The organism is Lachnoclostridium phytofermentans ISDg, from assembly GCF_000018685.1.
GTDB classification, from domain to species: domain Bacteria; phylum Bacillota; class Clostridia; order Lachnospirales; family Lachnospiraceae; genus Lachnoclostridium; species Lachnoclostridium phytofermentans.
On the sequence record NC_010001.1, the window covers coordinates 1214764 to 1236593 of the forward strand.

General features: G+C 32.5%; 20 protein-coding genes and 1 other annotated feature. Of the genes, 18 read left to right on the forward strand and 2 right to left on the reverse strand.

The genetic code is table 11. The features are described from left to right. The first annotated feature begins 457 nt into the window (after positions 1-457). The 10 genes from CPHY_RS05040 (at position 458) to CPHY_RS05085 (ending at position 10526) form a co-directional block, all read left to right on the forward strand. The gene (locus tag CPHY_RS05040; RefSeq protein WP_012198976.1) at positions 458-622 is read left to right on the forward strand and encodes a VOC family protein; all 165 of its coding nucleotides are present in this window, start codon (positions 458-460) and stop codon (positions 620-622) included. A gap of 77 nt (positions 623-699) precedes the next feature. After that, positions 700-1227, forward strand: coding sequence for a GNAT family N-acetyltransferase (locus CPHY_RS05045; RefSeq protein ID WP_012198977.1), 528 nt, complete (start codon positions 700-702; stop codon positions 1225-1227). Positions 1228-1274: 47 nt separating this feature from the next. Further along, entirely contained in the window at positions 1275-1508 is a 234-nt protein-coding gene (locus CPHY_RS05050; protein WP_012198978.1) for a PF20097 family protein, read from the forward strand. A gap of 41 nt (positions 1509-1549) precedes the next feature. Continuing rightward, a complete protein-coding gene (locus CPHY_RS05055; RefSeq protein WP_012198979.1) occupies positions 1550-2077 on the forward strand; it encodes a GNAT family N-acetyltransferase in 528 nt (175 codons plus the stop codon). Between the two features lie 87 nt (positions 2078-2164). Next, the gene (locus tag CPHY_RS05060; protein WP_012198980.1) at positions 2165-2581 is read left to right on the forward strand and encodes a DUF3788 domain-containing protein; all 417 of its coding nucleotides are present in this window, start codon (positions 2165-2167) and stop codon (positions 2579-2581) included. Positions 2582-2743: 162 nt separating this feature from the next. Then, positions 2744-2935, forward strand: a complete 192-nt coding sequence (locus tag CPHY_RS05065; protein ID WP_012198981.1) for a helix-turn-helix transcriptional regulator — start codon at positions 2744-2746, stop codon at positions 2933-2935. Between the two features lie 255 nt (positions 2936-3190). Next, complete coding sequence (locus CPHY_RS05070) at positions 3191-4144, forward strand: TIM barrel protein (RefSeq protein ID WP_049762301.1); 954 nt, start codon at positions 3191-3193, stop codon at positions 4142-4144. Positions 4145-4270: 126 nt separating this feature from the next. Then, positions 4271-4514: a binding site (T-box leader), on the forward strand. Positions 4515-4578: 64 nt separating this feature from the next. Then, positions 4579-6354 carry an alanine--tRNA ligase gene (locus tag CPHY_RS05075; protein WP_012198983.1) on the forward strand — a complete coding sequence of 592 codons (1776 nt, stop codon included), beginning with the start codon at positions 4579-4581 and terminating at the stop codon, positions 6352-6354. A gap of 507 nt (positions 6355-6861) precedes the next feature. Then, positions 6862-8709: a P-loop domain-containing protein gene (locus tag CPHY_RS05080; protein ID WP_012198984.1), complete on the forward strand. Its 1848-nt coding sequence runs from the start codon at positions 6862-6864 to the stop codon at positions 8707-8709. Positions 8710-9047: 338 nt separating this feature from the next. After that, on the forward strand, positions 9048-10526 hold the full coding sequence (locus CPHY_RS05085) for an aldehyde dehydrogenase family protein (RefSeq protein WP_012198985.1): 1479 nt from the start codon (positions 9048-9050) through the stop codon (positions 10524-10526). A 183-nt stretch (positions 10527-10709) separates the two neighbouring features. On the opposite strand, the gene CPHY_RS05090 is transcribed toward CPHY_RS05085, so the two are convergent. Then, positions 10710-11849, reverse strand: coding sequence for a DUF3800 domain-containing protein (locus CPHY_RS05090; RefSeq protein ID WP_041704017.1), 1140 nt, complete (start codon positions 11847-11849; stop codon positions 10710-10712). Positions 11850-12318: 469 nt separating this feature from the next. Between CPHY_RS05090 and nth the strand changes: the two genes are divergently transcribed. The 5 genes from nth (at position 12319) to CPHY_RS05115 (ending at position 18146) form a co-directional block, all read left to right on the forward strand. After that, positions 12319-12957 carry an endonuclease III gene (gene nth / locus CPHY_RS05095; RefSeq protein WP_012198987.1) on the forward strand — a complete coding sequence of 213 codons (639 nt, stop codon included), beginning with the start codon at positions 12319-12321 and terminating at the stop codon, positions 12955-12957. A 681-nt stretch (positions 12958-13638) separates the two neighbouring features. Further along, positions 13639-15564, forward strand: coding sequence for an ABC-F family ATP-binding cassette domain-containing protein (locus CPHY_RS05100; protein ID WP_012198988.1), 1926 nt, complete (start codon positions 13639-13641; stop codon positions 15562-15564). Between the two features lie 281 nt (positions 15565-15845). Beyond that, entirely contained in the window at positions 15846-16421 is a 576-nt protein-coding gene (locus CPHY_RS05105) for a class I SAM-dependent methyltransferase (RefSeq protein WP_012198989.1), read from the forward strand. Further along, the gene (locus CPHY_RS05110) at positions 16396-17073 is read left to right on the forward strand and encodes a response regulator transcription factor (RefSeq protein WP_012198990.1); all 678 of its coding nucleotides are present in this window, start codon (positions 16396-16398) and stop codon (positions 17071-17073) included. The genes CPHY_RS05105 and CPHY_RS05110 overlap by 26 nt, the downstream gene beginning before the upstream one ends. Next, positions 17070-18146 carry a HAMP domain-containing sensor histidine kinase gene (locus CPHY_RS05115; RefSeq protein ID WP_041703220.1) on the forward strand — a complete coding sequence of 359 codons (1077 nt, stop codon included), beginning with the start codon at positions 17070-17072 and terminating at the stop codon, positions 18144-18146. The genes CPHY_RS05110 and CPHY_RS05115 overlap by 4 nt, the downstream gene beginning before the upstream one ends. A gap of 317 nt (positions 18147-18463) precedes the next feature. Here the strand turns inward: CPHY_RS05115 and CPHY_RS05120 are convergent, their stop codons facing one another. Next, positions 18464-19078 carry a uridine kinase family protein gene (locus CPHY_RS05120; protein ID WP_012198992.1) on the reverse strand — a complete coding sequence of 205 codons (615 nt, stop codon included), beginning with the start codon at positions 19076-19078 and terminating at the stop codon, positions 18464-18466. Positions 19079-19361: 283 nt separating this feature from the next. Here CPHY_RS05120 and CPHY_RS05125 point away from each other — a divergent pair, with 283 nt between their 5' ends. From CPHY_RS05125 to CPHY_RS05135, 3 genes are all read left to right on the forward strand, one after another. Further along, on the forward strand, positions 19362-19544 hold the full coding sequence (locus tag CPHY_RS05125) for a hypothetical protein (RefSeq protein WP_041703222.1): 183 nt from the start codon (positions 19362-19364) through the stop codon (positions 19542-19544). Positions 19545-19698: 154 nt separating this feature from the next. Beyond that, the gene (locus tag CPHY_RS20615) at positions 19699-20064 is read left to right on the forward strand and encodes a DUF3783 domain-containing protein (RefSeq protein ID WP_012198993.1); all 366 of its coding nucleotides are present in this window, start codon (positions 19699-19701) and stop codon (positions 20062-20064) included. A gap of 231 nt (positions 20065-20295) precedes the next feature. Then, entirely contained in the window at positions 20296-21213 is a 918-nt protein-coding gene (locus tag CPHY_RS05135; RefSeq protein ID WP_012198995.1) for a DUF2935 domain-containing protein, read from the forward strand. The last annotated feature ends 617 nt before the right edge of the window (positions 21214-21830 follow it).

Genomic DNA, 21830 nt, shown 5'->3' on the forward strand with positions numbered 1-21830 from the left:
AAATGCAATAGTATAATCATTTTTTAAATCTTCCTTAGAAAGATGTAACTTTTCACAATTAAAAAGAGAATTCTTAATACCTTCACTCAAAATATTCGTTAGATTGTAATAATGCTTTTGTTGGAGAAACAATAACTACGCTAATAAGTACGATTTTTCATTTTTGTAGATTAGCGAATAGTAGAATAAGGGTATAATTCGTTCTGAATCAGAAGAATATATCCTTATTTTTTTACCAACAATTATAGTATAGTAACAAGCTAGCGAATAATTAAATCAGACAACCAAAGTATTCTCCAAAATAATCTTTATGAGCTTGATAGAATATGGTAAGATGAGATTGGAGAAATAGGAAGGAATTCCATAATATGATGTGTCCTTTTATATGGTTAGATGATATAACAAAATTATCATTCACACATGATTATTCATGATGAATCTGAAAGGAGGTTAGTTTATGATTAGCACATTAGGTCAAGTTATGGTTTGTGTAAATAATCAAGATGAAGCAGTAAAATTTTGGACGGAGAAGGTAGGCTTTATTGTAATATCTGAAGAAGATAATGGCGAAGGAATGAGGTGGATTGAGATCGCACCACAAAAGAATTCGCTTTATATGTAAATGCAATGTAGTTGTAAAACGATTAAATATAATATAATATGGTATATATGGAATAAACAAGGAAAAAGAGGATAAAAATGGACTTAAGATTTGAAAAGGGTACACTGCAAGATGTGGATGAATTGGAAAGGCTTTATGATGACTTAAATGACTTTTTGGCTTGCCATACAAACTATCCAGGCTGGAAAAAGAATATTTACCCAAACCGAGATACTGCAGTTGAGGGAATTGAAGAAGGTAACTTATTTGTAGCGCGAACAGAAGGAAAGATTGTGGGTACCGTGATTCTTCGGCATCGACCGGAATCGGCCTATGCTCTGGTAAATTGGCATACGGATTTGGATTATAGTGAAATTTTTGTTATTTATACACTTGCTGTTCATCCAGAATATTTAAACAAACATGTTGGAAAGCAGATAATGGATTTTGTCATTACTTATGCTGAGCAAATGCAAATGAAAGCTCTTCGGTTGGATGTCTACCAAAAAAACATTCCGGCTATAAGACTTTATGAAAGCTGTGACTTTCAATATATTGATACCGTAGACTTAGGGTTAAGTGAATATGGATTAGATTTATTTAAGCTTTATCAACGTATATTGTGAGATGATGATATATAACACGAAGTGTACAAATTAAAGGAGGCATAGCTATGAAGTGTCCATATTGCAACAATGTAATGGAATTAGGAAAACTAAAAATAGAAGGTAGCACTGGATTATTTTACTTACCTTTGAACGAAAAATATGGAATGTTTCCCACTGAAAAAAGAATAGAAAAAAAAGGTGGGATTTTTTTGGACGGACCCTACTTGACACGATTCAATTCTACCAATATTTCCTGCGAAGCATGTAAAATATGCAAGAAAATAATTATATCTTATTAAAGATTATGAGTTCTTGAGCTTTTTATATTGGAGGTAGATTAATGGAAAATAGATTGCATTTATACACTCCTAAACTTTCTGAATTATGGTATCGCAAACAGATATTGAGCGACCCTGATACTATGAGCTATAACAAGGGGTACGAACTTAATTTTGCAGGCTATAATAATCATACTGGTTGTATTGATTTTCCCAAAAGCCAATGGGAAGGTTGGTATAATTGGTTCATAAATAATGAACCAGACCGTTTTTATGCATATATAGTACGTAATGACGGTGAATTTATTGGTGAAGTAAATTTACATAAGAGCAAACAGGGCGATTGGTATGATATGGGTGTCGTTATAGAAAACAAATATCGTTGCAATGGGTATGCAACTGAAGCAATTAAACTTTTATTAAAACAGGCTTTCGATATTTTTGGAGTTAATGCCGTTCATAATGATTTTGAGATTAATCGGAAATCAGCCGCACAAGCACATTTGTCTGCAGGATTTATTGAATACAAAGAGGAAAAAGGAGTTATTAAACTTGTAATCACGAGAGAGCATTATTACCATACAAAATAATTAACTAGCGGAGAAAAGTGAATCATAAGTTATATACTAACACCATAATATTGAGTTTATATTAGTGAAATATGGTAGGAGGGCAAAATGTACGAGAGGATGCTTGATAAGGCATATCAGCCAACATTTGATGAATTTACAGTATATTGTGGGAACACAAGAGAGATGTTTTTAAATCTGGATCGCTTTTTGACAGGGGAATTAAGATCTGATAAGCTGTTAAGGTTTCCATACGGCAATAAATATGGCTGGGGCTATAAATACTCTATAAAGAGTAAGCACATTTGCGATGTATTTGCCGAAAAGGATGCTTTCACGGTTATGATTAAATTGGATAACAAGCGATTTGAAAGTATTTATAATGACTTGCTCCAATATACGAGGGAGTTCATTGATTATAAATATCCTTGTGGTGATGGCGGATGGATTCATTATCGCGTTTTGTCCAAAGAGCATATGGAAGATATAAAATTAATCTTGAATAAAAAGGTTAAGCCTTTCTGATATTTTGAAAATAAAGAAAACATAACATAACAGTATAAGCATAATCAACAGAAAACTCTTAACACAATATTTCAATGTGCAATTTTATTCCTGTATTTATTTATTGTACTGTCGGTGAAGAAGCTAACAATGAATAGGCAAAGTGAATAGGGGGGAAAGCGCGTGAAGAATTTAAAGTTAAAATCGGCTCGAGTCGCTATGGACCTTTCACAACAGCAGCTGGCTGATTTGGTAGGGGTATCAAGGCAGACAATCTCTTTGATTGAAAAAGGAGATTATAATCCAACCATTAATCTATGTATTGCAATATGTAAAGTATTGCATAAGACGCTAGATGAATTGTTTTGGAATTAGTTGTTGGAAAACTACTACCTTTCTTGAAAAAGATTATCCGTTGAAGAAAGATTATCTAAAGATATGGGAACATTATTGGATAGTCTTTTTTATTTTAGGACTTTGTGTTGATTAGTCTCAATGCGATTGGATTGGAGACTTTTTTCTATAAAAATTTAGTATTTATATTTATCTAGATGGATATTATGTACAGTATTAGCATAAAGTAAATGAATAAAAAAATTAGAAAACGATTTGGTGAATAAGATGTTGCGAATGATTAATTTGGTTAATTACGATTCAGAACTTGAGCGCTTTACTGATAAAGAAGATCTAATTCAGTTTTATTCCAAGTATGAGATAGATGGGATTGAATTACAAAAAGTACAGGAATTACAGGAAAAATATTTGCATCCGGATATGATTATTGGAATGCATCTTTCGTTTTATAATACGTGGGTGGATTTTTACAAAGGTGACATGGATAAGGTTTTAAATGAATATGGAACCATGGAAGTAGTGGAACAAATCTATGGTGGTACAGACAAATCTGCCATACTTAAAGCATATAAAGAACAATTAGAGTTCGCGGACCGCATTGGTGCTAAGTATGTTGTATTTCATATTTGTGATGTATCGGTTGAAGAAACTTTTACTGGCAGATTTATTCATTCAGATGAGGAGGTTATTGATGCTTCCTGTTCATTAATAAATGAGCTATTGGATGGGAAGTCTTATCAGTTTGACTTCTTAATGGAGAATCTTTGGTGGCCAGGTTTAAATTATAAGAATCCGTTAATGGCAAAACGTCTAATTGATGGGGTGAATTATACTAAAAAAGGACTTATGCTTGATACTGGACATCTTATGAATACGAATCAAGAGTTAAAGACACCAAAGGATGCTTTACAATATATTAGAAAAGTTATGAAAGAACACAGTTCGATTAAGGAATATATTAAAGGGATTCATCTACACCAGTCTTTGTCAGGGGAAAATGCAAAAAGAATGCGTAGTAGCAAAATTGAGCTGAAACAGGACTATTGGGAGCGTATGTATCAGTTATATGAATATATCTTTAGTCTGGACGAACACAAACCTTTTGTCTGTGAAGGTGTGAAAGAGTTCATAGAGGAAATAAATCCAAAATATCTCACATATGAACTCATTACCCGCAATCGTGAAGAGCATGAAACTTATTTAAAACAAATAAGCACCATATATGATTGAAGTAGCCCCTATACATGTGGTGTAGATGTAAATTTACAATTAAAATGAAGTTTATATAATACACAAAAAGCAAATTTAATATTGACACATATGGAAATATATGCTATCTTATACAGAACTTAAAAACAAAAGGCAAGGAAGAGAAATAGTATATATCGTGGAAGTTTCAGAGAGAGGATGAAAGGTGCGAATCCTTACAGAAATGATATAGAAGCAGTCTTGGAGCTGTGAACCGAACAGAGTAATCTAAGTAGATTTCACCGGATTTCCACCGTTATAGGGAAAAAGTATCGGAGCAATCCCGTACTGGTGAGAGCAGAGTAAAATCTGAAATTAGGTGGTAACACGGACAGAATAGTTCGCCCTAAGCTAATCTTTATTAGCTTGGGGCTTTTTTGTTTTTAAGGACATTAAAAATTGAAAGGAGTATTGCTATGACCGCAAATGAGTTACGAAAAATGTATGTTGACTATTTTAAAGAAAGGGGACATCAAGAGATAGCGTCTGCATCCCTTCTTCCAGAAAATGATCCGACTGTGTTATTTACTACTGCAGGAATGCATCCTCTAGTTCCATATCTATTAGGGGAGAATCATCCAAAAGGAACACGTCTTGTCAGTGTTCAAAAATGTGTACGAACAGGGGATATTGATGAGGTTGGAGATGATACGCATTTGACGTTTTTTGAAATGCTTGGTAATTGGTCTTTGGGAGAATATTTCAAAGAGGAATCTATTTCTATCAGTTATGATTTTCTAACAACATGTCTTAACATACCGAAAGAAAAGCTTGCAGTTACCGTCTTTGAGGGGGATGAACTGGTACCGCGTGATGAGGAAGTTTCACAAACGTGGAAAAGTAAAGGTTTACAGGATAATCAGATATTTTACTATGGACGTGAGGAAAACTGGTGGGGGCCTGCTGGTCAGACAGGACCATGTGGAACAGATACAGAAATATTCTATGATATGGGTAAACCGTCATGTGGTGTAAACTGTGGGCCTGCATGCGATTGCGGAAAATATGTTGAGATATGGAATAATGTTTTTATGCAATATCATAAAAAGCCAGATGGAAGTTATGAAGAAATGAAGCAGAAAAATGTTGATACGGGAATGGGATTTGAACGAGTATTAACAATTTTAAATGGATACACAAATGTATATGAAACTGAACTTTTTTTACCGGTTAAAAATAGGTTAGATGAAATCATAGAAGCAAATGAAGCAAAGCTATCAGAAAAAAGTAAACGCATTATATGTGAACATATAAGAGCAGTTACATTTCTATTAGGTGATCCGAAAATGATAGTTCCTTCAAATTCGGAACAAGGTTATATCTTGAGAAGACTAATTCGAAGAATGATTCGTCATTTGAAACAAGTAAGTATTGAGAATAATGTGCTATGCAAGTTATCTAAAGTTATTGTTGAACAGTATGGAAGTATCTACGTAGAGTTAAGAGAAAATGAATTATTCATTATGGAGCAGCTAGAAAAGGAGTATGACTTATTTAGTAAAACATTAGATAGGGGACTGAAAAATGCAAAGCTTTATTTTGATCAAGTTGGAGAGGAAAAGATACTAAACGGTGAACTTTCCTTTAAACTATATGATACCTTTGGCTTTCCAATAGAGTTTACGATTGAGCTGGCATCAGAGATGGAAATCACTGTAGATGTTGAAGCTTATAATCAGAAATTTGCAGAGCATCAGAAAAAATCCAGACAGGGAGCAGAGGTTAAATTCAAGGGAGGCTTGTCGGATCATGGGGAGCAGACGACAAGACTTCATACGGCAACACACCTTTTAAATGGGGCATTACGAACCGTTCTAGGAACTGATGTTTTTCAAAGAGGAAGCAATATTACAGAAGAAAGGTTACGGTTTGATTTTTCATTTCATAGAAAGCTAACGAAGGAGGAACTTGAAGAGGTCGAAAGAATTGTCAATGAAGCCATTCGTAATCAAATTGATGTGCTATGTGAAGAAATGACGGTGAAGGAAGCAAAAGAATTAGGAGCTGTTGGTATCTTTGAGGACAAATATGGAGAAGTCGTAAAAGTGTATATGATTCCTGGATACTCTAAAGAAATATGTGGAGGACCACATGTAAAAAATACTTCTGAGCTTAAATCATTTCGGACTGTAAAGGAAGAAGCATCCTCAGCTGGTGTTAGACGAATTAAAGCTGTGATCGGAAGTAACTAGAATAAGAAAAAAGCTTGTAGGCTAAAAGATATACTACTCTGTCTGCAAGCTTTCATCTTATTAAGAGCGAAAGACAAAATAAATAGGGTATTCTGATGAATAGTACTTGAAATTTATGGGAAATAATAGTATAATAACGATTGTATGTTACTTAAAACGTTCAGTTAAAGGAGGAATTATAATATGACAAAGAATACATGGATGGTGAATTATAATTAACTGAATAGGGGCATATCTATCTTAGTGGAAAGCTAGATAATGCCATTTTTTAAGTACCTTTATGAATACTGTTGACTACGGGACGCATGTTTGGTGTGTCTTTTTTTGTGCGCGAAAATAGCCATAACAAGTAGAGATGAAGCTACTTGTTATGGCTATTTTTATGCCTAAAAGCAGATCAGACATTTTTGAAAGGAAAGGTGATTAGTGTATGATAACAATGAATCAATTTATGGGAAGAAAATTTATAGGAAATCAATAGTCATGTGAAAAAAAGGAGATTATAATTTGAAGAGATTACGTTATTATATATTAAATATGAGCCCAAGTAATGAAAACTATGAAGAAATGTATGAAGGCAGTATGCTAGAGACATTTATTGATAAAGACGCAACTAATCACAATCATGCAGTCTATTGGGATGATGAGATTGGATATGAAATTACAAAAAGCAATCGACTTGATTTGTCAAAGCCTACCGTTACGATTCACATTCCGATGAAGAATTTACAGATTACTGATACAAGCACAGCAGTACTTGATTATATCTTTCGCTCCTTTATTCCTTATATTAAGATGCTAAATGAGCTAAATGATAATCGAAAACGGACGGATAAAGAAAATGGTCATTATTATATTTATGAGCCGAATCATAAGGTGCTTAAGAGGAATGTAATCAGTGCAAATATGATTTCTCAGAAGTATTATACCAATCCAACGAAGAACACGATCATTCCGATAGATGGTGCTGGAGATGTACCAGTTTATCTATGTGCCAGCATTATGATTCAGGTGCAGTTACCGATAGGTAAGCATAAAAAGTCGGTGCAAATGCTAACAAAGGATTTACCGGATACCGTGAATCGATTTATTGAGGAGTTTCATAAGGAAGGGGCTTATGAAGCATTAGAACTAGCAAAGAAGCAAGAAGCAATCAGAACGTGGTTAAAGGAAAATAGATGCCTCGCATTTGTTGCGAATGGGAGCATACTACCAAGGGAAAAGGGAAGTGACTTGCCAATGCTAGATGCAATTCCATTTCAATCAACGAAAGAGGATGAGGTAGAAATCATTGGAATCAAGGGAATGGTATTTAAAAAAGGCGTTACTGTTATTACTGGTGGCGGATATTCAGGAAAAAGTACTCTGCTAGATGCGATTAGTGCAGGTATTTATAATCACATTTCAGGAGATGGAAGAGAGTTTGTGATAACAGATGCTTCCGCAATGAAAATCTCAGCAGAGGATGGAAGAAGTATCCGTCACGTGAATTTGTCGCCATTTATTAAATGGATTCCTGGTGGAAATCCCGTGGATTTTTCTACAGAGCATGCCTCGGGTTCGACTTCGCAAGCAGCGAATATAATGGAAGCAATTAATTGGGGATGTAAGGCATTAATGATTGATGAAGATAAATCTGCCACGAACTTTATGATTCAAGATCCGATTATGAAAGCACTCATTGAGAAAGAGCCAATCACACCATTTGTAGAACGTGTTCAGGAGTTATATAAGCAAAGAGGAGTATCAACAATTCTTGTCATAGGGGGGAGTAGTGAGTATCTTTCGGTTTCGGATCGAATTTATATGATGACGGATTATCAGATTCATCAAGTGACTGAAGATGCAAAACAATTCAGAGAGCAGTGTGCCTATCAGGTTAAGGAAGAGAAGGAATTCATGGTTGGGCTAGCGGACTGGTCTAATACAGTACAGATGGATGCGAACTATTTAACGACTTATCCAGACGGATCTTCAACAGAGGTTTTAAAGGTATCAGACTTAGGATTCCTTTTTTTAGGAGAAGAACAGATAGATATCCGCATGATTCATGATATTGTCTCTATTCCACAACTAAATGCAATCGTATTTTTATTGCGGAAGCTGATTAATCGGGTGAATCCAATGGAGCGTTTTCAGAAGTTTTCTTTAGAGAAATTAGAGAAGGAAGAGATCGAACCCAAGTGGATTCACGTAGAAAATGAGGTTACGGAGTTATTAGCTAATGTTATGGAGGAAGGTTTAGAGTCTACTTATTCTCCGTTTTTCACTGAATGCGGTAGATGGATGGATCTGCCGAGAAAATATGAAGTGTTAGCAGTGCTTAGCAGAATGAGGATGCAATACTATAGGTGAAAAATTAATCTTTCTTTTCTCTGCGCAGGAAGGTAATTAAGGTAGTACTTGGTAAAATTGAGCTTTTTATAAAACTGATAAGCTTTGACAAGGTATTATCAAGTATTTAAGAGTAAAAAAATTTAGAAATAGGCTTATATAGATGTTATTGCATTTATATAAGCTTATTTTGGATAATAATTGAAAAATAGCTGATATTTTACAATTAAATGGTTAATTAAATATCAAAATTGCATAATACGACAAAATGTGCTACAATAACATTATAAGAAAAGTATTATCACTCAATTACAGAGCGAATAATTTGATAATTTTAATATAGAACATGGAGGTAAGTTATGAATATACAATTACAAAACAAATATAAATTATATATCAATGGTGAATGGAAAGATGCATCGGACGGTGCGACTATTAAAACTTACAATCCTTCGAATGGAGAATTTTTAGCTGAAATCGCAGATGCTACTAATAATGATGTTGATGAAGCGATTGCAGCTGCTAGAGAAGCTTTTAAAACATGGGGCAAAACAACTCCTGTTGAAAGAGCTGCCGTATTGAATAAGATAGCAGACATCATCGATGAAAATGCTGAATTTTTAGCAACAGTTGAAACTATGGATAATGGAAAACCAATTAGAGAAACAACTGGTGCAGATATTCCTTTAGCAGCAGATCATTTTAGATATTTTGCAGGGGTTATTAGAGCAGAAGAGGGTACCTCTACTATGATAGATGAAAATACTCTCAACTTAATTCTCAGAGAGCCAATCGGCGTGGTTGGTCAAATTGTTCCATGGAACTTCCCATTTTTAATGGCAGCTTGGAAGTTAGCTCCAGTACTTGCAGCAGGTGATGTTAGTGTATTTAAACCATCTAGTACAACCTCACTTAGCGTATTGGAATTAATGAGATTAATTGAAAATGTTGTACCAAAAGGAGTAATTAACATTGTCACTGGTAAAGGTTCTAAGAGCGGTGAATATTTACAACATCACAAAGGACTCGATAAGCTAGCATTTACTGGTTCCACAGAAGTCGGTAGAGAAGTTGGAATTTCCGCTGCACAGAATCTGATACCTTCCACACTCGAACTTGGCGGTAAGTCCGCAAACATTTTCTTTAGTGATGCAGATATGGATATTGCGTTAGAAGGTATCCAATTAGGTATCTTATTTAACCAAGGACAAGTTTGCTCCGCAGGATCAAGAATTTTTGTTCAAGAAGATTTCTACGACGAATTTATAGAAAAAGCAATTGCTGCTTTTGAAAAAGTAAAAGTAGGAAATCCACTGGATCCAACAACACAGATGGGTGCTCAAGTAAGTGAGCAACAATTAAAGAAGATTTTAAGCTATGTTGAGATCGGTAAAAATGAAGGTGCAAAAGTTGCAACAGGTGGCGAACGATTCGTAGAAGGTGACGCTGTCAACGGTTACTTTATGAAACCTACTTTATTAGTAAATGTAACAAACGATATGAGAGTTGCTAGAGAGGAAATCTTTGGACCAGTAGGTGTTGTTATTAAATTTAAGACTATCGATGAAGTGATTGACATGGCAAACGATAGTGATTATGGTTTAGCTGGTGGTGTATTTACAAAAGATATTAATAAGGCAATTAAAGTTGCTAGAGGTATTAGAACTGGACGTATCTGGGTAAATACCTATAATATCTTCCCAGCTGGAGCATCATTTGGTGGTTATAAAGATTCTGGTATTGGTAGAGAAACACACAAGGTAATACTCGATCATTATAGTCAAATGAAGAATATTATTATAAATCTAGCTGAAAAGCCAGGTGGAATGTATAGATAATAGGGAACGATACGTTTACCCAGCGTTGTAAAAGGTGAATAATAATATCTTGGAGTAAAGCTCCATCAAAGTAAAAAAAACTGTAAAAAATCAGGGAAGAATTTCGTTAGCGATTTTCTTCCCTGATTTTATGTAAATTTTTCTTATACCTAAATAAAATCGACACTTAAACTTACTAATTAATTAAATATCAAAAAATTGCTTAAGAGTTTTATATTCCGAATTGTCAAATAAATCTAAATTCCCATCTGTTCCAATTTTAATATTATCTCTACATTTCTTTAACCTTGCCAGCATAGGCATTATAATTGTTGTTCCATGATTAATAAAATCATATAATTCGTTTTCTTTCGCTGGTATTTTATAGCCTTTTGAAGAACTAGCTATAATAACACCTTCATCTCTTAATTTTGCAATAATACGTGTGCGAAAATATTGCATACTAACAGCTTTTCCTGTTCGATATTTCAAATTGTTGATAAGTTCTGTTGTAGGTATATATTTTCTTGTATCGTTATTTAAAAATTTAGAACATAGATACTTTAATACTATAACTTGATTCATCTGATCTTCATCTGCTGGCTTTTCATATTTACATAAAAATCCTTGAATATGCCTCAAACATATATCTGATATTTCATTGTTATGTTCCTCTGATAGAGTGCTTTTCTCAATAATATACTTTGATATTATCCTCGGAAAATGTTCAATGCGGATTATTTTTTTATCCAATATCTTTAAATAATCGGGAGCATCTTCTTTTTTAGCTTTTTCATACTCAAAAGATATTGTTCCACTAATAAAACCGGCTAACTGGATAAGAACATTGTTCTTGCTGTCTTCAAAATAAAATTCTCTTTCACCAAATAAATTCGGTATGTCTTCATTATCTCTTACATAATTGCAAAAGCTTTTCATATAATCATTACCGCCTATTTCATCCGCACATACAACTAATTTTTTGAAGGCATAACGTAATTCTTTATGTACTAAATTATTTACAAATTTATAAAATGACTCTTTATACATGAGACCACTATCATTGAATATTTTTTGCTTATCAACAACTACAGAAAATATTTTGAAATCACTCTTCATTAATTCATCCAATATTTTTAGTCTTCTTGCATGGTTTTTAGCTACCGATGATGATTTTATTTCTCCTGTTTGAAAATATTTTTTTCGTATAGCTTCTACTTCGTTTTTGACTGCATTTAATTTAGCTTCGGTTATCAACACTGCAGTAACTATGAAGTACGTTGAGACTCCATCTTGGTCAAAGTTAAAACCATGATTACCCGATTCATCAGTAAAAGCGTACATAACTTCCAATACCACACCTCCCTACTAAAATTTAATCTAATAACTTAATTTATAAAGCATTTATTAACGCTGCTTACTTCCTCATAAAAGCATATTTTGCATAACTTTTAAAACGATCTTAGTACTCTTTGAATAAGTAAAATATAAATTCACTTATAAAATGTGTATCTGGTTCAATGATTACTAATACATTATATTTTCCATATTGGAAACATGCTCTCTTAGTAGATATTTATAAATTTTTAATTGGAATAAGAATAATTAATAAATCATTATTTATAAATCAGTATTAATAGGTTGCTACTTTTATGATAATACATATTATACCTTTTATCAACATAATTGTAAGAATATCCCATTTTTTCTTATTAGACTTATTAGTATACGAAGAGTTAAATTTACCATATACTGAAGTTGTTTATTATAATATAATACAAGGACAAGAAGAATTTATAAAGAAGGAAAAGCAATGATAAATGAATCAATCCAACAGATATTAATAATATTAGATAAGGAATACGGAACCACCAAGGAAGGATTTTTACACTACGCAGATTGGCAACTATTACTCGCCATCATGCTAAGTGCGCAAAGTACGGATAAACAAGTAAATGAGGTGTTACCGGGTTTGTGGAATAGATTTTCTTCTATCTGTCAAATGGCAGAAGCACCAGTAGAGGAAATAGAAGATCAGATTAGATCAATTGGGTTATATAAGAGTAAAGCTAAGAATATGAAGCAATGCTGTAAACAAGTCATCGATGAGTATGGTGGTAAAGTTCCAACAACCATTAATGAATTAGTAAAGTTATCTGGAGTTGGAAGAAAGTCAGCTACTTTATTTTTAGCAGACGCTTATGATATACCAGGGGTAACGGTGGATACCCATGTTTTGAGAATTGCAAAGCGACTCGGCTGGGCGGAAGGAAAAAATCCAGTACAAGTGGAGCAAGAATTGATGAAGATACTTCCGAAAGAAAACTGGAATCGTATTAATTTTCAATTAATCTATCATGGGCGGAGTGTATGTACTGCAAGAAAATGTTATTGCGAACGATGTTTATTAAACCAATGGTGTGAAAAGAAAAGATGTTGCTATAGATATTGATGAGTCTTTAATAAGGGTGTATAAACCAATAATGAGAAATATGATACCTCCAATTAACATACCTATCATGTTATAACCACTCCTTTATTAGACTAAATTCTTAATTATGTACAAATAATAATTACTTCACTTAGTATACAATTGAATACTGTGTATGGGGATATTATACATATTAAATTAAAATCAATATGTTAATCATTAGAATCCAAAATTTAGATATGGAAATAGAAAATGAGATTTAAGATTCTTCGCAATGTTATATCTTGGATGTAGGGCAAAACGTAACTAGTAATAAGTTAGTAACAATGAATAACAATGAATCATACATAAAAGTTAGTATCAATGAATACATAAATTGACATAATAGGGTAATTATGTTATCATATATAGAAATATACGTAAAGAGAGGTACTCCGATGAAGCGTTGTCTGTGATTGATACAACTGAATATTTATATATATAACCATGCTTTACACATGGTTAGTTGTTGTGGAAAATCGTAGACAAATAAATTACATTGCTTTAGGAGAACTTCAAAGTTCGTATATGATTAATAAACTTACAGCTGGTGGCTGTTAAGTGAATCATATACTTTATTTCTGCATGTATTTATATGTTTATTAGACCTTTTCCAAACACGGAGAAGGTTTTTTTATTACTGAAAATTAGGAGAATATAGATATGGTTTATCAAATGAAAAATGCTATTATCGGATATCCAGGAAACAGATTGTTAGATGGTGTTTCTATGGAAATTAAAAATACAGAAAAGATTGCGATTGTAGGGAGAAATGGTTGCGGTAAGACAACATTATTACAAGTGATTGCCGGTAAACTAGAAGTAGATAATTTAGATAGTGATGAAGAGTTTTTCATACAAGCAGATGGGGCACCTAGTATTGGATATTTAGAACAGATCAGTTTCGAAAAAGAATCAATTACCGTAAGAGAAGAATTGCTAAAGGTGTATGAGGAAATCTTTACTTTACGAGATAAGATGAGTGAATTAACAGGTCTTATGAAAGTGGATTCGAGTGAGAAACTACTGGAGCAATATGCAAAGGTTTCTGATAAATTTGAGAGCCTTGGCGGTTATTCCTATCAATATGAGATAGAGCAGATATTTACAAAGTTTGGTTTTGAATTGCCAGATTTTGATCGTGAAATACAAACTTTTTCAGGTGGGCAAAAAACTAGAATCGCATTAGTTAAATTACTTCTTAGTAAGCCGGACATTATGTTACTAGATGAGCCAACCAACCACTTAGATATGCCAATGATTGAGTGGTTAGAAGGTTACCTTAAAAAGTATAATCATGCAGTGGTTATAGTTTCTCATGATCGTATGTTCTTGGACAGAATTGTGGATGTAACTTATGAGATCGAACACAAAAAGATGAAACGTTACCCTGGTAATTATACAGAATTTTTGAAACGTAAGCGTCTCGATTATGAGAAACTATGCAAAGATTATGAAGCCCAGCAAAAAGAAATTGAGAGATTAACAATATTTATTGAAAAGTGGAAGAACACGCCGACGAAAGTATCTATGACACGTTCTAAGCAAATGCAGATTGCTCATATGGTTAAGATTCCAAAACCACTGCGTTTTGATACAAAAGCTATGCATGCGAAGCTTCAGCCCAATATAGAATCTGGAAAAGAGGTTCTAACAGTGAAAGAGTTAAAGATAGGCTATGAAGAAGTGTTAGCAAGTGTTTCTCTTAATTTAAGGAAGGGGCAAAAGCTTGCAGTCATTGGTGAGAATGGGAAAGGGAAGTCGACGTTATTAAAGTCTGTTGTTGGACAGATAGATACCCTTGGAGGAACGTTTAAGTTTGGTAGGGATGTAGACTGGGTTTATTTTGATCAGGAGCTTCTTAATTTAGATGAGAGTAAAAACGTGATTGATGAGTTTTGGGATGCATATCCAAAGCTAACGCAAACAGAAGTAAGAACCATATTAGGAAATTTCCTATTTACTGGTGATGATGTATTTCAGCCATTAAGTCAGCTATCCGGAGGCGAAAAGGTTCGACTTTCCTTAGCAAAATTAATGAAACGACAGGCGAATTTAATGATTCTTGATGAACCAACCAATCACTTGGATATGATAGGAAAAGAGATGTTAGAATCGATGTTGAAAAGCTATCAGGGAACTCTTCTTTTTGTATCACATGATCGATATTTTGTACGTAGTGTTGCAGATAATTTACTCATTTTTGAGAACGGGGAGGTCAATTATTATCCATATGGTTATGAAGAATATCTTGAGAAAAAAGAAAAGAACTTGATAAGTGACACAAGTAATCTTAGAGATGAGAATAAGGATAAATTATCAGAGAGTACAACTTGCTTACAAAATACGATGACAAGCGAGCAGATATCTTATCTTAATGGGAAGGAAAAAGCAAAGAGGGAACGGAGATTAGTTCAGCTAGAAAATGAGATCTCCGATTCAGAAGAAAAAATCAATAAGCTAAAACTTAAGTTTAGTGATCCTGAAATAGCTACGGATTATCAAAAGCTTAGTGAACTTCAAGAAATTATTAATAAGGAAGAGCAAATTCTAAATGATTTGCTGATAGAGTGGGCAGGCTTGGTCTAAGAGAAAATCAGATAAAATACTCAGAGGTTATTGTTATTTGGGTGATAGGACAGTTGATGAGGAGGACAGAAGAAAGTAATGCCAGCTCAAAAGGGTAGAACTTCTTGAGCTGGTAAAACGAGTACTTATTTATATTCTTTTCTTTCTAAAAGTAGTCGCAAAAATAGCTGGTTTTTTATATTTTCAAATCAAATATTAAGAAATCTTAAAACATTTATGCAGCAACATTTAAACATTTTTCTTTATGATCAATGTAAATAAAATGTTGGAGGTTAGTATAAATGTTTTTGTTAGAGTATATAAAAAATCCAAGATATATTGGAGCAATAGCGCCAAGCGGTAAATATTTAGCCTATAGAATGATTCGTGAGATAGATTTTAAAAATGCAAAATATATTATAGAATATGGACCAGGAACCGGCGCATTTACAGAAAAAATTCTTTCTAGAGTAAATAATAATACAATCGTTATATTAATTGAAAGAAACAAAGAATTTTATAACAGTTTAAATAAGCTTTACGGTTATAAAAAGAACGTGATAATAGTAAATGATAGCGCAGAAAACATTGATATTATACTAAAAAGATATTCGGTTAGTGAGGTTGATTATATTGTTTCTGGCATACCTTTTGCATCATTACCGAAAAATGTCTCAAGGCGCATCTTAATGAAAACATCAGATTTGTTAAAGCATAGAGGAAAATTTATTACTTTTCAATATACACTTTTCAAATTGAGATTTATTAAAAAATATTTTAGAGAGGTCAATTATTCTAAAGTATTTATAAATTTTCCACCAGCGTATGTTTTAACGTGTGAAGAGGGGAGTTATGAAAAAAAATATATTAATAGTTGATGATGATAAAGACATTAGTGAGCTTATTGCCGTATATTTAAAATCAGAAGATTATTACGTTGATAAAGCTTGTAGTGGACTAGAAGCTCTACAATTAATAAAAGAAAATAACTTTGATTTGGTAATATTAGATATTATGATGCCAAAAATGGATGGTTTAGAGACTTTGATTCATATAAGAAAAGATTTTAATATGCCGATTATTTTTCTTACTGCAAAAAATCAGGAAATAGACTTGATTAGGGGCTTATCCTTAGGTGCCGACGATTATATCTCAAAACCTTTTAGCTCGATGGAATTGATTGCTAGAGTGAAAGCTCAACTAAGAAGATATACGATATTTAATAATCTAGATAATAATGACATTTCGATTGGAGAATTAGTTTTAAGTCTTGATATGCATAGGGTGACGGTGGCAGGAAAGGAAGTCAAATTGACACCAACTGAATATAAAATATTAGAATTATTCTGCAGAAATAAAAATATCGTATTTAGTGTTGAACAAATCTATGAAAATATTTGGAGAGATAAATTTGCAGTTGGTGATACGTCAATTATGGTCCATATTACAAAACTTAGGCAAAAAATTGAAAAAGATCCAAAGAATCCTGAGTATATAAAAACGGTCTGGGGAGTTGGTTATAAAATATGAAGAGAAAAGCATATAATTCTTTAGCTGTAAAAGCATTAGGAGCTGTAATTCTTGGCATCGTAGGTTGTTTTATCGTGATGGTATCGTGTTTTAAATTTTATTCTATTATTTTATATAAAAATGCTATGTCATGGGATAACGAATATAATATATTATTTCTTTCATTCATCTTTATTGTTACGATAAGTTCATTTATATTAATATTCTTATTGCTTGTGAACAGAAGGCTTAAATATTTTAAATACATCATAAATTCAGTAAAAAAAATAGATTCCTTGAAATACTTAAGTCAACTAGAGGAGAAAGGAAATGATGAATTTACTGAGTTAGCTCAGAATATAAACATAATGAATAAAAGATTGCAAGATACATTTATGAAGGAAAAAGAAATAGAAGACTCTAAATATGAATTAATAACTTCCGTTTCTCATGATTTAAAGACCCCATTAACATCAATTATAGGATATTCAGATTTATTAAACAAGCATGGTTACGAAGATGAGCTAACTAGGGATGAATATATTTCCATAGTATATAACAAGAGTCTAAGACTAAAAGATTTAGTTAATGAATTATTTGAGTATACTAAATTAACAGGTAACGATGTGAAGCTTGACCTTAAAAGGTTTAACGTTTCTGCATTAATTAATCAAATAGCAGGAGAAAGCATTATTGATTTTAATGAAAAAGATGTAGAGCTAGTATTGATAAATCCCTATAAAGAATTGTACTCGAATATAGATGTTAAATTAATTTCAAGAGTTTTTGAAAATATAATAAAAAATGCTGAGAAGTATAGTATTTCTCATTCTACTTTTAAAATAATTGTAGAAAGTAGCGAGGAGTATATTGAAATTCATTTTATGAATAAATGTAAAGACATAGAAGAAATTGAAATAAATAAGGTTTTTGAGAAATTCTATAGATTAGATAGTGCTAGAAGTAGTGAAAAAGAAGGTTCTGGCTTGGGATTAACAATCTCAAAGAAGATCATAGAGCTGCATCATGGAATTTTGGAGGCTGGAAAGCAAGGTGATAATTTAGTATTTAATATTAGATTAGATAGAATATAGGAGATTGATTTGCTGAACCAATTATTTGTATTAAGCTTGATATATTAGATACCGTACTTTTTATACATCGATAACTTGTATATACCGAAGTTCATAAGATTTAATAAAAAAACATATTCAGAAACTTATAATATAATTTTACAGAAGATTTCCCCTCTTATTAGCGAAGCGAAAGGGGGGACACATCTTCGTCTCAGTGGGTATTCAAGTTCCCACTGAGATAGTAGCAGAGTTGCTGTAAGGTTACAAGGAAGTAGCGAAGCAGATTCTGAATATCCGTTTGACACAGTTCCCTTGAAATGTTTTACTATCTATTCTTAATTACCTCCACAGCCATCTACTACTAGATCTGCTCTTTCATACGGTTTATGTTCCATCATATATTTATCTTCTGCTACCATCCAAATTTTCTCCCATATATCTTTTGCTTCTACGCCATCACGTTCAAGACCTCTTTTTAGCCGTAAATCTTTTGGACAATCAACGAAAATTTTAAAATCATAAAAATCATCTAATTCTTTTCTTGTTGAATATACACCTTCGATAATTACAATTCCACCAATGCCTACTCTGTGCCACTCGCTTAATGAGTCAGAACACCAATCATATCGTTGATATTTTACTTCTTGATTATTTGCTAATGGTACTAACACTTGCTTTCTTAATCTTTGCCAGTCAACATCTGCACCAATAGGCTTTTCTTCTGATGTTCCATTTATTCTTGAACATGATGGTAAATAAAAATCATCCATATGTACAATTGTTATTTTGGGACTTAATTTTTCAACTTCTTTTGCAAATGTACTTTTTCCGGAACCTCCACAGCCATCCACTCCCACTAAAAGGGTAGACTGCTTTCTTTGTAAATTTTCCATGACGTTCAATAATTGTTCAAATGACGTAAATGTTCCTCTAATACTTTTATAATTCATAACTAATTAATCCTTCCATCAAGGTATTATTTATAATTAACTACAACGTTATACCAATCACATTCTACCTATATACTAATCATAACATTATTTACAAAGCTAAATCAATTTTCAACATAGCTTTTGATTAAACATATAAATGATTTGATAATAAAATGGATGGTTAGCATGAAACCAGTAATACTCTTTTTAAAACAGCAAAAAAGTATACTTCATAAGGATTGGTAAACAATATTATTGTAAGTAAAGTTTATCATAATGAAATACAGAAAGAGGTAGAATTATGAAGAATATAAATTCAAATGCTAGTAATAAAAAGAATGCTGGTAAAGGAAATGGAAATTCTATAATCCATAAAAGCACTGATTATAATTCAAATGATTATGTAAGCGGAGATGAAACTCCTACTTCATCAGGTCACAAGTTTAGTAAAAACACACAGAATATTGATGATAAATTAAAATAAATAATCCACCATCAGCTTCATATTTCAAAGATTTTTTGTAAGTGTAATACTTATACCATAAAGGAAAGTGAGAAATTCATGAAAAGATACTTGGCGATTCCAATGGATATGTATTACAATATAAATAAAAAGAAAGATAAGAAGGAATGTATCAATGAAAAAAATATTACTATTCCAAATGGACAACCCTTTGAAAGTGAAGCAGGCGATTGCAACAATGCGCTTACGTGTTGAGTCAATACCAAATGAAAAGTTTAATATAACAATAGATAGCCTCATTAATGGAAGTAAAGAAGAGGAAGCCCCTTATAGTGGTGAAATACCACAAGGCAGTCTTTTGCTAATGTGTGGACTTAACAATACAGAAATTGATCAGGTGTTATATCGATTGAGAAGTCAGAAAATAACCACAACTTATAAAGCAGTCCTAACACAAACCAACCAAGGTTGGAATGCTTTAGAGCTATACAAGGAAATGGAGAAAGAAAGACAAGAAATCGAAGCAAGGAAGAATAATTAGATGAGAAAGATAGGGCTGATATATCAAATTTGATGTATCGGCTCTATCTATTTTTATTGTATGGATTAGATAGTTAAGCTTTATTCATGAAAGGAAAAATTCGAGATGCTTATTTTTTCTTGCGAGTGATTTTAAAATAATAAAATGAAGTAGTTGCGAACCCTTTCTATCACGATATTAGAAATGAGCGCATATTGTATAAGGTGAGTATCTATAGAATTAGGAGCAATTATGGAGTATTACGTTATTTCGTCATTGGAAATTCATTTGTTTTTTGCAAGAATAATGAAAGAACATGCTTTATTCTTAGAAGTTGGCTTTACACAAGCTAATTGTGATTGCAAGGCAGAAGCCAGATTTTTTAGGGAAGCTTTTGAAGATTTATTGAATCAGGTAGTTTGTTGTAGTGAGGGTATTGTAGGACCTTGTATATTTGAGTCAGGAGAAGTAGTTACGGATTATACACTTTGTTCTGAATTACAAACTGCAAAACTTACTGGTACTTGTATCAACACAAATATAACAAAACGACAATTAGAGTTTTTGAATAGTTGCATGAATCAACAACAAAGATGTATAGACAGAAGCTTAGTTAATGCTGTAAGGCAAATTAATTGTCGTAGCCTAGAGTTATTACAAGGATTGATTTGCCTAAAAGAGAGAGTTCTTAATAGTGTATTAAATTGTTGTATGTTTACTATGAATTATCCTCTTCTCATTGAGCATATTCTACGTGAAGCAAAATTATATGAAAAATATATCATGTATTTAGAGAGCGGGAACGAATGTGATTTAGAAGATCTAAAAGATGATGAGCTGTTCTGGAATCAAATAATGATGGAACATGCGCTATTTATTAGGGGACTGTTAGATCCTACTGAAAATGATTTGATTATGCAAGCAGATGATTTTGCAAGTGTATATGCAGATTTATTAGATGAAGCTAGTACAATGACTGAAAGGACAATGGGAGATTTGACTTGTAGAACCCTAGAAGAGACGATAAAATATCGTGATTTTAAGCTTGCAGGAACAAAAGGTATCAATGATTGTGAGATTCGTAGCATAATTCTTCCGTTATTAGCAGATCATGTTTTAAGGGAAGCAAATCACTATATTAGAATATTGGAACAGGATGTATGCCATTAGATTATTCAAATGATCGTAGTCATAGACAAAGATTTATAAAAGTCACTTGGTTGTAGAAATAAAGATTTAGTTTAGAAAAAATGTTAGGTATGCCGGAGCTCGAAATATCCTCGTAGCTTCGGCATTTTTGATAATATGTGCCTATGTAAATCTTTTACGACTTAAACACCATAACATAATCTTAGCTCATGGAATATCAAATCTATCTTGCTACATACATAAAATCAGTATAAAATAAAGAATATAGAAAAATGTGGTAAAAGATAGATTAGAATAAAAGTTATGATACGGTTATGGAAAAGAAGAGGGAAGTATTATGGCAAAAATATTAGTAGTAGATGATGAAGTAATGATTAATGATATGATAAAAAGAAATAGATCAGGCATACGATGGAAAAGAAGCGTTACAGATGATAGAAGAGCGTAACTACGATTTAATTCTACTTTGTTGCAGGTAATGTATCGGAACCATATGATTCTTACACCATCGTATTGGCAACTTCTATGGAGAATGTTATAAATTCAAGACAAACGATGATTCGACTTATGATAGGACTGGATTTCTTATTTATGCTTTTACTGGCAGTAATTCTATTTATAATCTTTGTTGCATTAAA

What these genes read in the sequence shown, in the direction of transcription:
- CPHY_RS05075 (WP_012198983.1), top strand. Translation starts at nt 4,579, where the DNA reads ATGACCGCAAATGAGTTACGAAAAATGTATGTTGACTATTTTAAAGAA.
- CPHY_RS05115 (WP_041703220.1), top strand. Translation starts at nt 17,070, where the DNA reads ATGAAGAGAAAAGCATATAATTCTTTAGCTGTAAAAGCATTAGGAGCT.
- CPHY_RS20615 (WP_012198993.1), top strand. Translation starts at nt 19,699, where the DNA reads ATGAAAAAAATATTACTATTCCAAATGGACAACCCTTTGAAAGTGAAG.
- CPHY_RS05100 (WP_012198988.1), top strand. Translation starts at nt 13,639, where the DNA reads ATGGTTTATCAAATGAAAAATGCTATTATCGGATATCCAGGAAACAGA.
- CPHY_RS05050 (WP_012198978.1), top strand. Translation starts at nt 1,275, where the DNA reads ATGAAGTGTCCATATTGCAACAATGTAATGGAATTAGGAAAACTAAAA.
- CPHY_RS05120 (WP_012198992.1), bottom strand. Translation starts at nt 19,078, where the DNA reads ATGAATTATAAAAGTATTAGAGGAACATTTACGTCATTTGAACAATTA.
- CPHY_RS05060 (WP_012198980.1), top strand. Translation starts at nt 2,165, where the DNA reads ATGTACGAGAGGATGCTTGATAAGGCATATCAGCCAACATTTGATGAA.
- CPHY_RS05090 (WP_041704017.1), bottom strand. Translation starts at nt 11,849, where the DNA reads ATGTACGCTTTTACTGATGAATCGGGTAATCATGGTTTTAACTTTGAC.
- CPHY_RS05105 (WP_012198989.1), top strand. Translation starts at nt 15,846, where the DNA reads ATGTTTTTGTTAGAGTATATAAAAAATCCAAGATATATTGGAGCAATA.
- CPHY_RS05085 (WP_012198985.1), top strand. Translation starts at nt 9,048, where the DNA reads ATGAATATACAATTACAAAACAAATATAAATTATATATCAATGGTGAA.
- CPHY_RS05040 (WP_012198976.1), top strand. Translation starts at nt 458, where the DNA reads ATGATTAGCACATTAGGTCAAGTTATGGTTTGTGTAAATAATCAAGAT.
- CPHY_RS05135 (WP_012198995.1), top strand. Translation starts at nt 20,296, where the DNA reads ATGGAGTATTACGTTATTTCGTCATTGGAAATTCATTTGTTTTTTGCA.
- CPHY_RS05125 (WP_041703222.1), top strand. Translation starts at nt 19,362, where the DNA reads ATGAAGAATATAAATTCAAATGCTAGTAATAAAAAGAATGCTGGTAAA.
- nth (WP_012198987.1), top strand. Translation starts at nt 12,319, where the DNA reads ATGATAAATGAATCAATCCAACAGATATTAATAATATTAGATAAGGAA.
- CPHY_RS05045 (WP_012198977.1), top strand. Translation starts at nt 700, where the DNA reads ATGGACTTAAGATTTGAAAAGGGTACACTGCAAGATGTGGATGAATTG.
- CPHY_RS05070 (WP_049762301.1), top strand. Translation starts at nt 3,191, where the DNA reads ATGATTAATTTGGTTAATTACGATTCAGAACTTGAGCGCTTTACTGAT.
- CPHY_RS05055 (WP_012198979.1), top strand. Translation starts at nt 1,550, where the DNA reads ATGGAAAATAGATTGCATTTATACACTCCTAAACTTTCTGAATTATGG.
- CPHY_RS05110 (WP_012198990.1), top strand. Translation starts at nt 16,396, where the DNA reads ATGAAAAAAAATATATTAATAGTTGATGATGATAAAGACATTAGTGAG.